The sequence below is a fragment of the Rhizobium sp. AC44/96 genome (genome assembly GCF_001692185.1).
Lineage (GTDB): Bacteria > Pseudomonadota > Alphaproteobacteria > Rhizobiales > Rhizobiaceae > Rhizobium.
The window spans coordinates 90,958-108,220 of record NZ_LXKO01000014.1 but is presented as its reverse complement, the minus strand read 5'-3'; the positions used below and the strand labels follow the sequence as shown (position 1 = coordinate 108,220).

16 protein-coding genes are annotated in these 17,263 nt (G+C 59.9%); 14 read left to right on the top strand and 2 right to left on the bottom strand.

All coding sequences use genetic code 11. From position 1 onward, the window contains the following. Positions 1 to 111 precede the first annotated feature (111 nt). The 14 genes from A6U87_RS13175 to A6U87_RS13115 all read left to right on the top strand — a co-directional run bounded on the left by A6U87_RS13175 (position 112) and on the right by A6U87_RS13115 (position 15,972). Complete coding sequence (locus A6U87_RS13175; RefSeq protein ID WP_065691717.1) at positions 112 to 822, top strand: GntR family transcriptional regulator; 711 nt, start codon at positions 112 to 114, stop codon at positions 820 to 822. A gap of 642 nt (positions 823 to 1,464) precedes the next feature. After that, positions 1,465 to 1,893 (top strand): hypothetical protein, encoded by a 429-nt coding sequence (locus A6U87_RS29690; protein WP_141683951.1) that lies wholly within the window; start codon positions 1,465 to 1,467, stop codon positions 1,891 to 1,893. 673 nt (positions 1,894 to 2,566) lie between these two features. Then, positions 2,567 to 3,262 (top strand): helix-turn-helix domain-containing protein, encoded by a 696-nt coding sequence (locus A6U87_RS13170; protein ID WP_065691716.1) that lies wholly within the window; start codon positions 2,567 to 2,569, stop codon positions 3,260 to 3,262. A gap of 1 nt (position 3,263) precedes the next feature. Continuing rightward, positions 3,264 to 4,847 (top strand): ABC transporter substrate-binding protein, encoded by a 1,584-nt coding sequence (locus tag A6U87_RS13165; RefSeq protein WP_065691715.1) that lies wholly within the window; start codon positions 3,264 to 3,266, stop codon positions 4,845 to 4,847. A 159-nt stretch (positions 4,848 to 5,006) separates the two neighbouring features. After that, positions 5,007 to 6,035, top strand: coding sequence for an ABC transporter permease (locus A6U87_RS13160; RefSeq protein WP_065691714.1), 1,029 nt, complete (start codon positions 5,007 to 5,009; stop codon positions 6,033 to 6,035). Beyond that, entirely contained in the window at positions 6,032 to 6,862 is an 831-nt protein-coding gene (locus A6U87_RS13155) for an ABC transporter permease (RefSeq protein WP_065691713.1), read from the top strand. The genes A6U87_RS13160 and A6U87_RS13155 overlap by 4 nt, the downstream gene beginning before the upstream one ends. Beyond that, a complete protein-coding gene (locus A6U87_RS13150) occupies positions 6,859 to 7,749 on the top strand; it encodes an ABC transporter ATP-binding protein (RefSeq protein WP_065691712.1) in 891 nt (296 codons plus the stop codon). Before A6U87_RS13155 ends, A6U87_RS13150 begins: the two co-directional genes overlap by 4 nt. After that, the gene (locus tag A6U87_RS13145; protein ID WP_065691711.1) at positions 7,746 to 8,552 is read left to right on the top strand and encodes an ABC transporter ATP-binding protein; all 807 of its coding nucleotides are present in this window, start codon (positions 7,746 to 7,748) and stop codon (positions 8,550 to 8,552) included. The genes A6U87_RS13150 and A6U87_RS13145 overlap by 4 nt, the downstream gene beginning before the upstream one ends. Further along, the gene (locus A6U87_RS13140) at positions 8,545 to 9,045 is read left to right on the top strand and encodes a GAF domain-containing protein (protein ID WP_065691710.1); all 501 of its coding nucleotides are present in this window, start codon (positions 8,545 to 8,547) and stop codon (positions 9,043 to 9,045) included. Before A6U87_RS13145 ends, A6U87_RS13140 begins: the two co-directional genes overlap by 8 nt. After that, on the top strand, positions 9,042 to 11,117 hold the full coding sequence (locus A6U87_RS13135; RefSeq protein WP_065691709.1) for a hydantoinase/oxoprolinase family protein: 2,076 nt from the start codon (positions 9,042 to 9,044) through the stop codon (positions 11,115 to 11,117). Before A6U87_RS13140 ends, A6U87_RS13135 begins: the two co-directional genes overlap by 4 nt. Position 11,118: 1 nt before the next feature. Further along, complete coding sequence (locus A6U87_RS13130; protein ID WP_065691708.1) at positions 11,119 to 12,783, top strand: hydantoinase B/oxoprolinase family protein; 1,665 nt, start codon at positions 11,119 to 11,121, stop codon at positions 12,781 to 12,783. 94 nt (positions 12,784 to 12,877) lie between these two features. Beyond that, on the top strand, positions 12,878 to 13,891 hold the full coding sequence (locus A6U87_RS13125; RefSeq protein ID WP_065691707.1) for a zinc-binding dehydrogenase: 1,014 nt from the start codon (positions 12,878 to 12,880) through the stop codon (positions 13,889 to 13,891). 11 nt (positions 13,892 to 13,902) lie between these two features. Further along, positions 13,903 to 14,709 carry an aspartate/glutamate racemase family protein gene (locus A6U87_RS13120; protein WP_065691706.1) on the top strand — a complete coding sequence of 269 codons (807 nt, stop codon included), beginning with the start codon at positions 13,903 to 13,905 and terminating at the stop codon, positions 14,707 to 14,709. Positions 14,710 to 14,868: 159 nt separating this feature from the next. Continuing rightward, positions 14,869 to 15,972, top strand: coding sequence for a Xaa-Pro peptidase family protein (locus A6U87_RS13115; protein WP_083199364.1), 1,104 nt, complete (start codon positions 14,869 to 14,871; stop codon positions 15,970 to 15,972). A gap of 265 nt (positions 15,973 to 16,237) precedes the next feature. Here the strand turns inward: A6U87_RS13115 and A6U87_RS13110 are convergent, their stop codons facing one another. Together A6U87_RS13110 and A6U87_RS13105 are read right to left on the bottom strand one after the other, a co-directional pair. Then, positions 16,238 to 16,639, bottom strand: coding sequence for a PAS domain-containing protein (locus A6U87_RS13110; protein ID WP_083199437.1), 402 nt, complete (start codon positions 16,637 to 16,639; stop codon positions 16,238 to 16,240). A gap of 89 nt (positions 16,640 to 16,728) precedes the next feature. After that, on the bottom strand, positions 16,729 to 17,043 hold the full coding sequence (locus tag A6U87_RS13105; RefSeq protein ID WP_065691704.1) for a metalloregulator ArsR/SmtB family transcription factor: 315 nt from the start codon (positions 17,041 to 17,043) through the stop codon (positions 16,729 to 16,731). Positions 17,044 to 17,263 lie beyond the last annotated feature (220 nt).

Sequence of the window (17,263 nt, the reverse complement as noted above, 5' to 3'; positions counted from 1 at the left end):
ATTCTTGTTGGATGAAAACTCTCAGATCGTACATTATTTGTCAATATGAGTGTATAAATCAATTCGGATCACTCTTGGCAAACGCAGGGAAAGTGCATTAAATGCAGAGTTATGAGGACTATCAGCAGCATCACAGAGCACCCATCCACCGAAAGCGAGGACCTCGTCGATGACGGAGGCAGCTCCATCTATGAACGGCTGCGCGACGACATCATTCATGGCCGAATGAAGGCAAACGAGCGTCTCAAGGTTGCCGAGCTTGCCGCACGCATGGGGACATCCACCAATCCGGTGCGGGAGGCATTACAACAGCTGCGCGGTGAAGGTTTCGTGATCATGATGCCCAACCGCGGCGCGCGGGTACGGCCTATCGACGAGGATTTCGTAAGGGATATCTGCGAGATCGAAGTGCTGATCGAACCTGCCCTTACGCGCTGGTTCGTCGGCGTTGCCACTAAAGCCGATATCGAAGCCCTGGAGCGGATTCAGTCGGAAATCGAGGCTTTGAATTTTGGCGATGAGCTGAAACATTCCAGCCTCGACCTGGAATTCCACCAGTTGATGTATGACCGTCACTACAACCGACACGCCGTCGATCTTTGGGTGCGCCATCGTCAGATTCTCTGGGCAATCAGCCGTCGCTTTCCGACATCGCTCAGCCGCCAGACAGGTGTGCTTACGGAACATCGCGAGTTGATCGCCTGCATCAAGGAACAAGACCCGGACGGAGCAGCACGCGCCATCGGTCGCCACGTCGAGGGTTCCGGGCGGCATATTATTGAGCGTATGCGCCTTAATAGGCGGCAATCCGAAACTGGCTAACTGCTCGAGGGGCGGTTCCAGCCTTACGTTGCGCACGTATTCGCAAAGGCGCGCGGCTTGAAACATCTGGTATGCAGCACAGACCCCGAAGGGAGTTGCAACGGGGGAATACGGCTCCGATACATTGAAGCAAAATGCAATGCGCGTCTTCGGACGCAACGGAGCTAGCCACGATGGAGCGAGGCGGATCCCGGATCGTAGCGGCGCTCGCCTGCGTTGGGAGATTTCCGACGGCGGTCGTATCTACACGTTCGAACTCGGCAGGGCGTAAAGTGGCCGACGACGGCAGACTTCACGCCGTTAAGGGAATTTAATGCCGACGACGTCACGTTCACCTTTGACCGGCTGATGAAACCGGCCAGGACTCCGAGTCCACGCGCCGGCTTCCATCACGAGCCTTCACAAAAAGGCATCTGAATTTGATCGGCATAAATATAAAAGCAATATCAATAACTTACGTAATGTGCATTCGCGCGAGGATCGGCAATTAACTTAATTTAATTATTAAAATCAGCACTTATTAGTAGAATCGAAAATGAGCTGGATTTCGCGGTGATGTCTGTGCCATTGCGACTCGACGAAATCGGACAGCTCAAATGAATGAGGCGAAATCGACTCGCCTCCTGCGTACTGGAGTCTGCCATGCGCTTTGTCATCTCGCACTTCGCGATTGCCCTGCTCTCCTTAGCCGTAAGCACGACGGGGGCATTGGCCGCATCCGCAGGTCATGGCCACGGCCATGGCCACAGTCATTCCCATAGTCATAGACCGTCATCTTTTCGAGATAATTCTTCTGGCGACGACAGTGCCAACTTCATTGCCGTCCCGATACTGACCTATCAGCGGCGGCTTTCTACCGTCCTGCAGGAGCTACAAGCCGACAATCAACGCTTGGACGCCGACCGCATGCGTGGCCGTATGCCCGCAGCTGAATACGAAAACCTAAAGAGTGAAGCGACGCAAATCCGTGACGAAGCGCTTGGTGTTGCCGATCGCAATGGCGGTAGCGTTCCCGCGGGTCGATATGACGCCATACAACGCCAAGTTTTCGCACTGGGAAGAGCGGTATAGCTCGGCGGAGTGAGTCGCCTATCCGCTTGGCGATTTGGGCCGTGCTCGCATGTTCCAACAGATGCTCGCTCGCCAGTGAGGGAGGTGTTTGCCGATTCCTCACGGTGAATCAGGCCGAGGTGTCGAAGTTCACTGGCTGGGCGGGGAGTTCCGAAACGTAGCATTTCCCGACTGCGAAGCAGCACATGCTGCAAGAACGATGCGAAGCGCGCCTCACCGTCAGGATTGTTTGGTTTGCATTATTGGCGTTGCCCGTAACTGCCGCCCTCTTCCGGTGAGGAAGTGCCCGCCTGGCGGGCGCCTGATCGGACAGTTGTTTCGCAAGTGCGCTGTCACACTGTCCACCGCGATCCTCGTCTCTCTTTCTTCGTCTCGCTCACCGCCACGCCGATGATGTGCACGAACCTCTGCGCAACGACGATCGCCGCGCACGCGGCCGGCTCTATCACAATTGCGAGCGCTTTTTCGACTGCCTGTTGTCCACTACGGCAGGTCGCTCTCCTAGGCACGCGAGGCTCCGCGGCGAACGACAGTTGATGCGGCCAATAACGCCGGCACCTATCCGACGGCGGCACATGGCGATCGTCTTCATTTTTAGCCCCACTAAAAAAGTCGCTTGACAATGCGTTGGCTGCCCATAGATTGAAGTAATACTAAAAAAGAGGGGTAGGGTTTGAAAGAGATCAAACCAGATGCCGCATCGTCAACGGCTGAGTTGGGCTTGGCGCCGCTGGGTGAGCGGCTGCGAGCTCGACGCAAGGAATTGAAGCTGACTTTGCAGGATGTAGCCGACAAGGCTGGCTTCTCTGTTGGCTTCATTTCGCAGATTGAACGCGGCATTACCGTCCCCTCGCTCGTATCCCTGGTCGCAGTCTGTCGCGCTCTTAATCTCGAGATCGGGAGCTTTTTCCAGCAGCCGAAGGGCAATCCGGTGACGCGTCATGACAACCGGCCGGTCTATGGCCTAGCAGGCGACGGACAACGGGCGGTCACTTATGAACGGCTGTCCGCCTCCTTCCCCGGCAACGTGTTGCACTCGACCCTTATCCACGAGCCGCCCGGCTTCCGAAGCGAGCCGATGAGCCACGAGGGTGAGGAGATTTTCTTCATAGTCTCGGGCGAACTGACGCTCGAGCTTGATGGCGATCGGATCATCCTGGAAGCAGGCGACACGGTCCATTTTCCCTCCACCCGCATCCACGCAACCTGGAACCACACGACCGAAACGACCACCATCTTCCACACATGCACAATGGATGTATTCGGCGATGGAGATCCACTGGGAGATCCGAAAACGAGCGTCGCCGTCACCCGTGCCGTCAATCGGCGCAGTGCACCAAAAAAACCTAAAAACAACATCGGGAACTAAAATGAGAACCAGACTTAAGCTACTCGCAACCGCTTTCCTCGCAGCCGCATCTATCCATTCATACGCATCAGCCGAAACCGTACTTCGTCTCGACGAAGTCGCCGTCGGCGAGATCGACCCAGCCAAGGCTTCGGACTACGCCGACTCGATCCTGATGTTCAATCTCTATGATACGCTGGTGCAGCCAAAGCCGGGCCAGTCGGGCTTCGACCCAATGCTTGCCAAGAGCTGGGAGACCGATGGCACGACCTACACGTTCAAGCTTGCCGACGGCGTGAAGTTCCAGAGCGGCAATGTCACCACGGCGGAAGACGTTGTCTTTTCTTTCGATCGCATGAAGGCGCTCGGTCAGGGTCTCTCCTACCTGTTCGGAAACGTCCAGAAGGTTGAGGCTGTCGATGCGACGACGGTCAAGTTTATCCTCGACAAGCCCTTCGCACCGTTCCTGTCGACGCTGACGCGCCTCCCGATCATCGACAAGAAGACCGTCATGGCCAATCTCGGTGATGGCAATGGCGAGATGAAGGATTGGGGCCAGGCCTATCTTTCCACTCATGCTGCCGGCACCGGTGCCTACAAGGTGGTCTCGCACAATCCGCAGGAAGAAACGGTCATGGCGAAAAACGCCGACTACTTCCTCAAGGTGCCGGCCAAAGCCCCCGATACCGTGCGTTTGCGCTATAGCCTGGAAGCCGCAACCGTCCGCACTCTGATCTCGCAGGGCGAGCACGACATTTCCTCGCAATGGCTGCCGCCGGAAGTCATGAAGTCGCTCGCCAGCGAAGGCGCGCAACTGCTGACCGAGCGGGGTGTGTCGGAATTCTATATCAAGCTGAACACCGCAAAGCCGCCCTTCGATGATCCGGAATGCCGCCTCGCCGTCACCTATGCCTTCGACTACGAGTCCGGCATCAAGATGGTCGCGGTGACAGATGCCGTTGCTCAGGGCAGCCCGGCGACCGGCGCACTGCCTGTCGGCATGCTCGGCTCCCTCCCGGCCGACCAGGCGATCAAGCGTGACCTCGACAAGGCGAAGCAACATCTCGCCAAGTGCAAGTACAAGCCGGAAGACATGAATGTCGAGATTTCGTGGATCGGCGAAGTTCCTATCGAGGAACGTTTCGCCCTGCTCATGCAGGCCAATTTCTCCGAGATCGGCATCAAGTCCGAAGTGAAGAAGGTGCCGTGGGCTCTGTTTACCGAGCAGGTCACCAAGCCCGAGAATACGCCAAGCATCAGCCAGGTCTTCGTCAATACCATGACAGGCGATCCCGACTCGCTGGTTTACAGCATGTATCACTCCTCGGCGGCCGGCACATGGATGTCGCCCGAACACCTGAAGGACGCCGATGTCGACGCTCTGCTCGACAAGGGCCGTGCTGCACCGGATACAGAGCGTGCGAAGATCTATGAAGATCTCAACAAGCGTCTGAAGGACATCGCGCCGTCGATCTTCGCCCAGGACCAGATCTCGGTCTTCGTCGCAAGCAAGCGCGTCTCGGCACCTGCCCTGTCCGATCCGTCAAAGGCTTATACCCTTTCCGGCTTCGGCTTCAGCTTCCGTCTTATGGAAATCAACGAATAAGCAGCCCTGTATGAACGATCTCTCCTCGCGCCAAGCGGGGAGAGGTGGATCGCAAAGCTTCAGCAACGCCCAAAACCATTGCGCCGCAGTTTGCAGTGTCTGGTCGGGTGGAGGCTATCTGCGTGCCCAGTGTCAGCCAATCTAACGAAAGAAAGACGCATGCCACCTGTTGTCCGCATGCTTGGAACACGAATTGGAACATCTTTGATTGTCCTGTTCGGTGTATCCCTCCTGATCTTTGCCATTGCCCGGGTGATCCCCGGCGACCCGGCGCGTATCGCGCTCGGGCCGAATGCGACCGTCGAGGCGGTGGCCGCGCTTCGCGACCGGCTGCATCTCAACGAGAATTTCCTGACGCAGTATGCCTATTTCCTGGGAGACCTGTTTCGCGGCGATCTCGGCGTCTCGCTCTATACCAACCGGCCTGTCATGCTCGACATTGCCCAGTTCCTGCCGGCCACGCTTGAACTGGTGATCGTCTCCGGCATCATGATGGTTGTGCTCGGCCTGCCGCTCGGGGTGATCGCCGCTCGCTATCGCGGCACTTGGGTCGATCATACCGTCCGGTTGATTACATTGCTGGGCGTTTCCGCACCCGGATTTGTCTGGGCGGTCATCCTGATGCTCGTCTTTGCCTATTACGTCAGGATTTTTCCGATCGCCGGACGTATCTCGGATGTGTTCGCCATCCCGCCCGTCACCGGGTTCATGCTGATCGATACGCTGGTTGCGGGCAATTTCAGAGCATTCGGTGACGCCGCCTGGCACCTTATCCTGCCGTCGTTTGCCCTGGCATTGTCAGGCATTGGCCAGGCAGCACGGCTCGTCCGTTCCAACATGGTCGAGACCTACGACAAGCCCTACATCGAAATGGCCGAGGCTTACGGTTTTCCTGAAAAGCGCATCGCCAGACGCTATGCCTTCCGACCCTCGCTGATCCCGTCGCTGACTATCATCGGGCTCGATTTCGCCGCCATGCTGGGCAATGCCTTCCTTGTCGAAGCCGTCTATGCCTGGCCCGGTCTCTCCCGCTACGGCGTGGCCGTGATCCTGCGCAAGGATCTCAACGCCATCGTCGGCACCGTTCTCGTCATTTCCGCCATGTTCCTGATCATGAACCTGATCGTCGACCTTCTGGTCTCGGTGATCAATCCGCGCATCCGCCTGTCGCAGAGGGCATCGGCATGAAGACGCTCTCGATCCTCGCGCGCAATCCGCTTTCACTCATCGGCCTGGTGCTGGTCGCCATCGTGGTGCTCTCTGCCCTGTTCGCGGATTTCATCACTCCGTTCCCGACCCATGTCGGCGCGGTCGTCGACTTCGCCAATTTCAACAAGCCGCCACATTGGCCGAACATCTTCGGCACCGATCTTGTGGGGCGCGACCTCTTCACCCGCGTGATTTATGCCTATCGCATTTCGCTGATCCTCGGCGTGGTCGTCCTTGCGCTTGCCGTGCCGGTCGGTGTCGCGATCGGGCTCGCGGCCGGCTATCTCGGCGGCTGGACTGAATATGTGCTGATGCGCATCACCGACGTCTTCCTGTCGATCCCTCCTCTCGTGCTTGCCATGTCGATGATGGGCTTGCTCTCACCGACGCTGACGAATGGCATGATCGCGGTCACAGTCATGTGGTGGCCCTGGTATACGCGTCTCGTCTATAACATCGCCCGCTCGGAGAAGGAGGAAGGCTATGTGCTCGCGGCCGAGGTGATCGGCGCATCGAAGATGCACATCATGTTCCGCGAAATCCTCCCGAACTGCGTGCCGTCGATCGTAACCAAGATGACGCTCGACTTCGGCTTCGTCATCCTTATCGCCTCCTCGCTCTCATTTCTTGGCCTCGGCGTGCAGCCGCCAACGCCGGACCTGGGCTCCATGGTCGCGGAAGGTGCGAAATACCTGCCGGACAGCTGGTGGCTGACCGTTTTCCCTGGCTTCGCCATCCTCGTCGCCGTCTTCGGCTTCAACCTGATTGGCGATGCGCTGCGCGAAATCCTGGGAGCCGATCAATGAGCACACCGACACTCCGCATCGAAAACCTGAAGCTCGGGTTCAAGAGCCACCGCGGCCTGATCGAGGTCCTGCACGGCATCTCGCTCCATATCAAGAAGGGCGAGCGCGTGGCGCTGGTCGGCGAGTCCGGTTCCGGCAAGTCCGTTACTGCCCGCATCGTGCTCGGAATGCTGCAACAGCTGAAAAGCGCGCGCATCTCCGGCTCGGTGGAGTTCGAGGGCACCAATCTCGAAACATTGAGGCCTGCCTCGCGGCATGCCCTGCGCGGCACGCGAATGTCGATGATCTTCCAGGACCCAACCTCGTCGCTTAATCCTGTCTACCCTGTCTTCACGCAGTTCCACGAGGTACTCAAGCGCGCCGAACCCGGCATCTCCGCCGAGCAGGCCCGTCAGAAGGCAATCGCGGCGCTGGCCGATGTTGCCATCAACGAGCCGGACCGCGTGCTGGACTCCTATGCCTTCCAGCTTTCGGGCGGCATGAACCAGCGCGTGATGATCGCAATGGCGCTGGTGAACAACCCGGCGCTCCTGCTGGCCGACGAGCCGGGCACCGCCCTCGACGTGACCGTGCAGGCTCAGACCCTGAAGCTGATGTCCGAGCTGGTCGAGAAACACCATACCTCGGTGCTCTTCATCTCCCACAATCTCGGCGTCGTCCGCGAATTCGCCGACCGCGTCTATGTCATCTACAAGGGGAATGTCGTCGAACAGGGCCCAACGGAGACGCTGTTTGCCAACCCGCTCCATCCCTATACCCGCGCGCTGCTCTCGGCCGTGCCGCGTATCACCGGCGGCGGTATTCCCGATATCGACGATGACCCCGCCACCTTCCTGGCGCCCCTCGTCACACACCCCGGCGCCAGCGAGAAGGAGTTGCTCGCATGACCAAGCTTCTCTCCGTTTCCGATGTCTCCAAGGAATTTGCGGTCAATGGCCGCAAGGTCCAGGCACTGGACAAGATCTCGTTCGACGTCACCAAGGGCGAGTGTCTTGCAATCGTCGGAGAATCCGGTTCCGGAAAGTCGACGATCGCAAATATCATTCTTGGCATCTACGGCGCGACGTCTGGCAGTCTGACCTTCCAGGGCGATGCACTGCCGACGATGCGCTCGAAGCAGCATCGCCGCGCCATCCAGCTTGTACAGCAGAACCCGCTCTCCTCGCTCAATCCGCGGCGGTCGATCGGCGCCTCGCTTCGGCTGGCACTCGATGTCCACGATATCGGCAACAAGGCCGACCGCGCCCGCCGCACCGAGGAACTGCTCGAGGAAGTCGGCCTGCCGAAGGAGTTCCGGACACGGTCTCCCTCGGCGCTCTCGGGCGGGCAGCGACAGCGCGTGGCCATCGCGCGGGCACTGGCCTGCCAGTCGGAACTGGTCGTGCTCGACGAGCCGACCTCTGCGCTCGACGTGCTCGTTCAGGCTCGTGTGCTCAAGCTCCTCAAGGAGCTCAAGGACAAGCGTGGCCTGACTTACATCTTCATCACGCACGACCTCTCGGTGGTGCGCAACATTGCCGACCGGGTCGCCGTCTTCGAACGCGGCAAGCTGGTCGAAATCGGAGAGACGGAAGCGCTCTTCGCCAACCCTCAACATAGTTACACCCGCCGGCTGATCGGCGCGGTTCCGGTCGTGAGCCGGGAGGAAGCGGTCCTGCGTGACCGCATCATGGAGAATGGAAATGCCTGATTACCAGAATTTTGTCGCAGCCCTGGGAGAGAGCGGCGATCAGCCCGGAAAGGCCTTTGCGGCCCTCGAGGCGATGGCCCGTGAACTCATCGGCGTGAAGCTCTTTACCGTGATGACGAGTGATACCGACAAGGGAGAGTCCGAGCGTGTCTACTCGAGCATGCCGGACGTCTACCCGGTCTCCGGCAGCAAGCCCTATAACGAGACGCACTGGTCCGAGATCACCCTCAAGAACAAGCAGACCTTCGTCGCCAACACCATCGGCGACATCGCCGAGGTCTTCGACGATCACCCGCTCATCCTGTCGCTTGGGCTAGAGAGCGTCATCAATGTCCCGATCATCGTCGACGGCGCGGTCATCGGCACGATCAATTGCCTCCACGAGGAGGGTTACTTCACCGAGGAGCGCGTGAAGGCCGCCGACCAGCTGAAGCTGCCGGCGGCTGCCTGCATGATGCTGCATGAACGGATCAAGGGAGAGTTGCGGTCATGAGTTCAAAGACTATTCGTGTCGCCACCGATGTCGGCGGCACCTTCACCGATCTTGTCTGCTTCGAGACAGACATCGCGACGGGCGAATCCCGCGTGATCACCGCGAAATCCGACACGACGCCGCCGAATTTCGAGCAAGGCGTATTGAACGTGCTCGAAAAGGGCGGCGTGGAAGCAGCTACCGTCGACTTCCTAGCTCACGGCACGACCGTCGTGATCAACGCGCTGACCGAGCGCAAGGGCGTCAAGGTCGGCCTGCTCACCACCGAAGGTTTCCGGGACTCGCTCGAAATCGCTCGCGGCAACCGGCCCGATTTCTTCAACCTGCATTATAGGAAGCCCGAAGTCTTTGTGCCGCGCTACCTGCGCCGCGAACTACCCGGTCGTTTTACCTATCATGGCGAAGAGGTCAGGCCGCTCGACCTCTCCGGGTTGCCCGCGATCCTCGACGACTTCCGCGCCGAGGGCGTCAAGGCTGTCGCCATCTGCTTCCTGCACTCCTATGCCAACCCCGCGCATGAGCAGGCGACAATGGCCGAGGTGAACAGGCTTTGGCCTGACGTCTCCGTGGTCTCCTCGCACCAGATCACCCGCGAATGGCGCGAATACGAGCGCACGAGCACTGCGGTTCTTTCGGCCTATGTCCAGCCGGCTGCCGAGCGCTACCTCACCCGGCTCCAGGAGGGTCTGCAGCAGAAGGGTTTTGACGGAAACCTCTTCATCATGCAGTCCAACTGCGGTGTCGACTCTCTCGAGTCGGTCTCGAAGATCCCGATTACCATGGTCGAATCCGGCCCGGCTTCCGGTTTCTGGGGTGCGGCCGAACTCGGCAAGCTGATTGGCGAGAAGAACGTGCTGGCGCTCGACATCGGCGGTACCACGGCGAAATGCTCGCTGATCGAGGACGGCAAGGTCCGGATCATGACCGACTACTGGATCGAGCGTGACAAGGTGTCGGCCGGTTACCCGATCATGGTACCGGTCGTGGATCTGGTCGAGATCGGCAATGGCGGCGGCTCGATCGCCTGGGTCGATGATTTCGCCAAGCTGCATGTCGGCCCGCAATCGGCCGGCGCGATGCCCGGCCCGGCCGCTTATGGCCGCGGCGGCACCAGCGCCACGACGACGGACGCCAATCTATGGCTCGGCCGCATCAACCGCGACTACTTCTGCGGTGGTGCCGTCGTGGCCGACATGGCAGCGACCGAGAAGGCACTGTCGTCCGTCGGCGCAAAGCTCGGCGTTTCCAACGAAGACGTGGCGCGCGGCATCATCCGCATCGCCAACAACAACATGGTCAATGCCCTCAAACTGGTCTCGCTCAATCGTGGCCACGATCCGCGCGACTTCACGTTGGTCGCCTTCGGCGGCGGCGGCGCGATGCATGCGGCGGCACTCGGCGCCGAGCTCGGCGTCAAGAAGGTCGTCGTGCCGGCTGGTGCCTCGGTCTTCTCGGCCTGGGGCATGATGATGTCGGACCTGCGCCGTGACTATTTCGTTACCAAGCTCGCCGACCTCAATCCCGGCAACGCGACAGTTCTCGAGAATGTCTTTGCGGAAGCCGAAGCTCTGGCGACCTCGCAATTCGGCGCCGAAGGCGTCGAGCCCGCCAAGGTCAAGTTCCTGCGCTACGGCAAGTTCCGCTATCAGAACCAGGAGCACACGACCGAGGTGCTCGTGGAAGGCGCGATAACCGACCAGACATTGGCCGACATCGAGACCGCATTCCATGAGACCTATGAGCGCGAATACACCTATCGCCTCAAGGCACCCGTAGAGCTCGTCGGCATCCACCTCGTCGCGTCGGCAGAGGTCGGAAAGCTGACCATGCAGGAAAAGCCGCTGGGTTCTGAAGACGCCTCCTCTGCCGTCAAGGGCGAGCGCGACGTCGATTACGCACTCGAGGGCATCCACAAGGCGACCATCTACGACGGCGAGAAACTCGCGCCCGGCATGAAACTGGCCGGTCCGGCTGTCATCGAGGATCCGGGCACGACCATTGTTATCCATCCCGCAAACCGCGTCTCCGTCGACGGCTTCGGCAATATCCACATCCACCTCGGGGAGGCGTGACATGAGCACGGTAACACACGATCCGATCACGCTCGAAATCATCCAGAACTCGCTTCAGGCAACCGCCGACGAAATGTTCGCGGCGATGCGCAAGACGGCGATGAGCTCGATCATCTACGAAGTGCTCGACATGGGCACGGGCATTACCGACGCCGTGGGCCAGCTTGCCTCGTCCGGCGCCGGCATCCCGGGTTTCATCGGCGTACTCGACAAGTCTGTGAAGGTGCTCCTGGAAAAGTTTTCGAAGCCCGGCGATATCGAGCCCGGCGACGTCTTCATCACCAACGACCCCTATTATGGCGGCGTGACCCATCTCAACGACCTCGTCGTCTGCATGCCGGTCTTTGCCGAGGGCCGCATCATCGCCTGGACGGCCAATATCGCCCACAATTCGGATGTCGGCGGCAAGTCACCGGGTTCGCTCTCGGCCGATGCGACCGAAATCTTCCAGGAAGGCCTGCGTCTGCCGGCGATCAAGATGATCTCGCGTGGCAACGCAATCCCGGGTATTTTCGACATCATTACCGTCAATTCCCGCATGCCTGACTTCCTCGAAGGCGACCTCTGGGCGGCAATCGCCGCCGTTCGCATCGGTTCCAAGCGCCTCGTCGACCTCGCCACCAAGTATGGCGTGGCGACCTTCGAGGCCGCCATGGCCGGCTTCATGGATCACGGCGAGAAGATCGCACTCGCAGCACTCGCGACGTTGCCGCATGGCACCTTTGAACTGACGGAGGAGCAGGACGACGGTCGCTTCTTCAACGTCAAGGTGACCATTTCGGACACCGAGTTCATCATCGACCTGCGCGACAATCCCGAGCAGGACGATGGCCCGTCGAATGCCGGCTATGACGACACGCTGGTTTCGATGCAGGTCATCTTCAAGGCGCTGACCTCCCCGGATTCGCCGGCCAACGAAGGCTCGTTCCGTCCTCTCAAGGTACTGACAACCGAGGGCACCACCTTCCACGCCAGGGAACCGGCAGCGGTCGGCTTCTATTACGAGATCGGCATTCGCGGCAACGACCTGGTCTGGCGCTGCCTTGCGCCACATATTCCGGAGAAGCTGCCCGCCGGCCACTTCTCCTCGATCGCCGGCACCTTCATCGGCGGCATCCACCCCGATACCGGCCGTCAATATACGATCATCGAGCCACAGATCGGCGGTTGGGGAGCCAGCACCGGCCAGGACGGCAACAGCGCCATCTTCTCGGCGGTGCACGGCGAGACCTACAATTGCCCCGCGGAAATATCCGAAGCCCGCAACGGCCTCTTCGTCGATCGGATGGAACTCAACACGGATCCGGGTGGCGAAGGCCAGTGGCGCGGCGGCCGCGGCATCCGGATGGACTATCGCATCCGTCGTGACAATTCCTTCCTGACGCTCGGCTATACTCGGTCGAAGATCCTGCCCTGGTCGCTTGATGGCGGCAATGAAGGCTCGTCCAACCACGCGGTGGTGATGCGCACCGACGGCACATCGGAGCGCTATGCCTTCGGCTCCGGCATCCGCGTCGACAAGGATGACGTCATCCGGATCATGACCGGTGCCGGCGGCGGCATGGGCAATCCCAGGGATCGCGATCCCGCTCTGGTCCGCGAGGACGTGAAGAATGGCTATCTCACGGCCGAGCACGCCGCCGCGGTCTATGGCGTGAAGGCCTGACCGGCGCACGAAACAAGCACAACCCCGCTCAAACGGGCGGCCTCACTGGCCGCCGCGGGGTTGTCGTTCCCTTCATCGCCGGAGGAGTTGCGCGATGCCGAAAGTCGTTCATGTCGAAAAGCTGGGGGGCCCCGAACACCTGACGGTGCGCGACGTGCCGCTTGCCGAGCCAGGGCTCGGTGAGGTTCGTCTGAAAATTCAGGCCTTCGCGCTCAATCGCGCCGATATTCTCTACATCACCGGTCAGCATTATACGGAGCTGAAGCTCCCGTCGCGCATCGGTTCGGAGGCGTCCGGCATCATCGACGCCATCGGCCCCGGCGTTACGCGGGTCAAGGTCGGCGACCGCGCCTCGACCGTTCCCTTCTACACCACACAGTCCGAGCGGCACGGCGTGCAGGGAGAATTCGCCATCGTACCGGAAGGCTATCTCGCGCCCTGGCCCGGCAATTTCTCCGCCGAGGAGGCCTGTTCGGTCTGGATGCAATATCTCACCGCCTATTATGCGCTGGTGAGCGTGGGCAAACTTTCGACCGGCAAGTCGGCCGTCATCGTAGCCGCAGCCTCGAGCGCCGGTATCGGCGCGATCCACACCGCCAAGGCGGTCGGCGCGATGGCGATTGCCACGACGCGCCAGCCATCCAAGGTGGATTTCCTGCGCAGTGTCGGCGCCGACCATGTCATCGTCACCAAAAAAGGTGTCGACTTCTCGCCTGAGATCCGCGTCGCTACGGATGGCAAGGGCGCCGATCTCGTCTTTGATCCCGTCAGCGGGTCGTTCTCGCTCGATTATTGCAACGGGCTGAACTGGGAAGCGAAAGTCCTCAACTACGGGCAGCTCGAAGATCAGGATCCCATCATCCCCATCCTGCCGCTCACTCGAGTGAAGGCGACCTTCCATCCCTATTCGATGTTCAACCACGTGATGTTCCCCGGCGAGTTGGCTGAGGGTATCGCCTTCGTCATGCGCAATATTCGCGAAGGCCGGTTCCGGCCGATCATCGACAAGGTCTTCAGCCTTGAGGAGACCCGCGAGGCCTACCACCACATGCTGGGCAACAGCCAGTGCGGAAAGATCGTCGTGCGGACCGCCGACGGCAGCAATTGAGGAGACACACCATGACGAAGCCGATCAAGATCATGTATCTCAACCCGGTCGCAGACGATCCCGTCGTCGACCAGATCTTTGCCGACATGGCCCGGGACCACAAGCTGCCGGGCACCGAGGTTCATGTCACCGCCCTGCCCCGCGAACACTACGGCTTCTCGCATATCGAGTTCCGCACCTATGAGGCGCTGGTGACCCGCGGCATCATGCGTGCCGTCCGAACCGCCGCCGAAGAAGGTTTCGATGCGCTTGCCATCGGCTGCTTCTACGATACCGCCATGCATGATGCCCGGGAGATCTCCGGCGACATGATCATCACCGCTCCCTGCAATTCCTCATGCGAGATCGCGGCCAGCCTCTCCAACCGTTTCGGCATAATCGTCGGCCGCCGTAAATGGATCAACCAGATGAAGCGGAACGTGGTGGAATATGGTCACGAAGAACGCCTCGCCGGCTTCTACGAAGTCGGCCTCGGCGTCGACGACTTCCAGAAAGATCACGCCGAAACCAATCGCCGCCTGCTCGCTGCCGGTCGCAGGGCCGTGGAGGAAGGAGGTGCGGAGTCGCTCATTCTCGGCTGCACCATGGAGATTGGCTTCTACAAGGAGCTTGAGCGCGAACTCGGCGTGCCCGTGATCGACCCCTCGATCGCTGCACTGAAGCGCGCCGAATATGCCGCCATTCTCAAGCGTCAGTGCGGCTGGGTACCAAGCCGCAAGTGGTCCTGCGAGTCGCCCAGCGAGGAAGAGATCGCACGGTTCAACGCCTTTGCACCCAGTGATCCTGTCTTCGGGAGCCGAATTGTCGTTGCGGACTAACGGACAGCACCCAACCGTCCGTCGACGGGGGGAGGGCATTACCCCGCGACCTCGGCCCAAGTCGCCAGGCAGTGTTGAGCGACAAAACAATATCGGACTTGCCCTCCCTTTGCGGGGAGAGGTCTGCCCAAACCGCAATTGATCTCGAAGGGAGAAAACATGTCAGAACAGGTCACCAGACGCCTGGCCGCACTCCGCGAACGGATGGCTGCCACCGGCAGCGGCCTCATCGCCATCGGGCCTGGTTCCCATATGGACTGGGTGCTCGGCTTCCACCCGCATCCCGATGAACGGCCCTGCCTGTTGTTGATCGCCCCAGTGAAGGAAGCATTCCTGATGCCGGTTCTCAACGCTGAAGGCTCACGCGAATGCACCGATATTGCATTCCACACCTGGGCCGACGATACGGGCCCTGAGGCAGCACTGAAGGAAGCGCTGGCGGCCATCGACGCCACTGCGCCGGGCCTCGTGGTGCTCGACGAAACGATGCGCACCGATTTCGCACTCCTGCTCATCGATGCACTGCCCGCTGACACGCGCAAGTCCTTCACCCCGGAGACACTCGGCGCCCTGCGCATGCGCAAGGATTCGGCGGAATATCAGAAGCTCAAGATGAACGCAGGTATCGCCGACCGCGCCGTGCTGAAGGCTTTCAGTACGGTAAAGGCAGGAATGACGGAGCTCGAACTTGCCGATATCATCAAGGGGCATTTCTCGTCGGAAGGTGCCTCTCCCCAGTTCTGGATCGTCGGTGCAGGTGGCAACGGCGCGTTCCCGCACCACGCCACCAGCGATCGCGTGATTGAGGAAGGTGATGCTGTCGTCATCGATATCGGCGGGCGCAAGCATGGCTTTCCCTCCGACATAACGCGCATGGCAGTGGTCGGGCAACCGCCGGAAGGCTACGGCCAGATCCATTCCATCGTGGAGAAGGCGGTCCAGGCGGCGTTGCAGGCGGCGCGCCCGGGTGTGAAGGCGAAAGAGGTTGATGCGGCTGCGCGCGGCGTCATCACCGATGCTGGCTATGGCGAGTATTTCGTCCATCGCACCGGCCATGGCATGGGCATCGACGGCCACGAACCTCCTTATATCACCGCGACCTCGGAAACGGTGCTGGAAGAAGGCATGGTGTTTTCGATCGAGCCCGGGATCTACATTCCCGGCCGCTTCGGGATTCGGCTTGAAGATATCGTGATCCTCCGCGAGGACGGACCCGAGATTCTCTCCAGCCTGCCGCGCGACGTTCATATCGGGGAGGCTTGACGCTCCTGGCGAAGCGAGCCATTTCACTTAGCTCGGGATCTGGGACCTGTTACATGTCCTCGGTGGAGCGAAAGTTGCCCGGGTCTTGGCTCGCTGAGCTCGTATTTGCCGAAAGTCACGCCGTATTCCGGCCGACAAGACTTTTGCGAATGGGAGCAATAGCGGCGGCCATCCTTATGCGGTGGGTGCGGCAAAGACGCGTCGAGAACGCCAGAAGGGCCACAGACAGCGGCTGGGGGTATGTGACGGCTCGCGCAGTCGCTTTTCAGTGGCTGGATCCCGCACTGAACGTTTCGGCAGGCACAACGATTCCGGCGTAGTGGATGGGATTGTCTTCACGGTCCCGAAAGCATCTTCCGAACGCGGAAACGCGAACATAGGAGCCATCTGCCTTTTGTGACCGATAGTGTTGGACAGTTGGGTGCTGAGCGATGATGGCATCACTGATCTGTTTCGCCAGTGCGGCAACGTCGTCGGGATGCACCCGGTCAAGATAGGTCTGCACTGGCAACCCCCTTTCGGTCTCGGTTGGGTCGAGACCGAATAGTTCGGCCAGTGCGCTATCTGCGTAGACGAGATCGTCGTTCATATCCCAGGTGAACAGGCCGGTATCGGGCATCCGATCACCGGAGATCTGGGTGGCAAATAAGCTTTCTGTGTCTGGCACCGTTGCACCTCCCAGCCGCGTACTGAGCATGCCTTGGCGTGATGTTCATCGCAAGTTGCTAATTCAGGCAAGTGCCTGACATCCAGAAGTTATATTGATTTTCCCATCTTGGTCGCTGTCTTCCGTTCAAACAGCTGCTCAAGCACTTCGAGGATTTTTTGAACGCCTTCGTGCGACGTCGAATAGTACACGGTTTGAGCATCGCGTCGGGTGGTGACAGCCTTTGCAGCACGAAACTTCGCGAGGTGCTGGGAAAGAGCTGATTGCGAGAGCCCGACCTTTTCCGCGAGTTCGTTGACGCTCATTTCCTCATCGAGAATATGCGAGGCGATGAGAAGACGCTTTTCATTTGCCAGGAGGGCAAGAAGCTTCGCCTGCGCGGCTAATGCTGTGTCATCATTCATTTCATTTGACCAAGTAAAGCTAAATTAAAGCTTACTTATACGTAAGATGACGTTGGAGCCAGCGAAAAACTATTACATTTTGGAGAGGTGCCGGCGGGAGGAATTGGCTGTTCGCGACAGGTCTCGGCGCCCGCGGTTCGCAACAGGACCTCGCAATGATGAAGGTTCTGGAGAGAATGACTGCTTTGCGGACCGGGCATGACGCCGTGTCGAGAGCGTG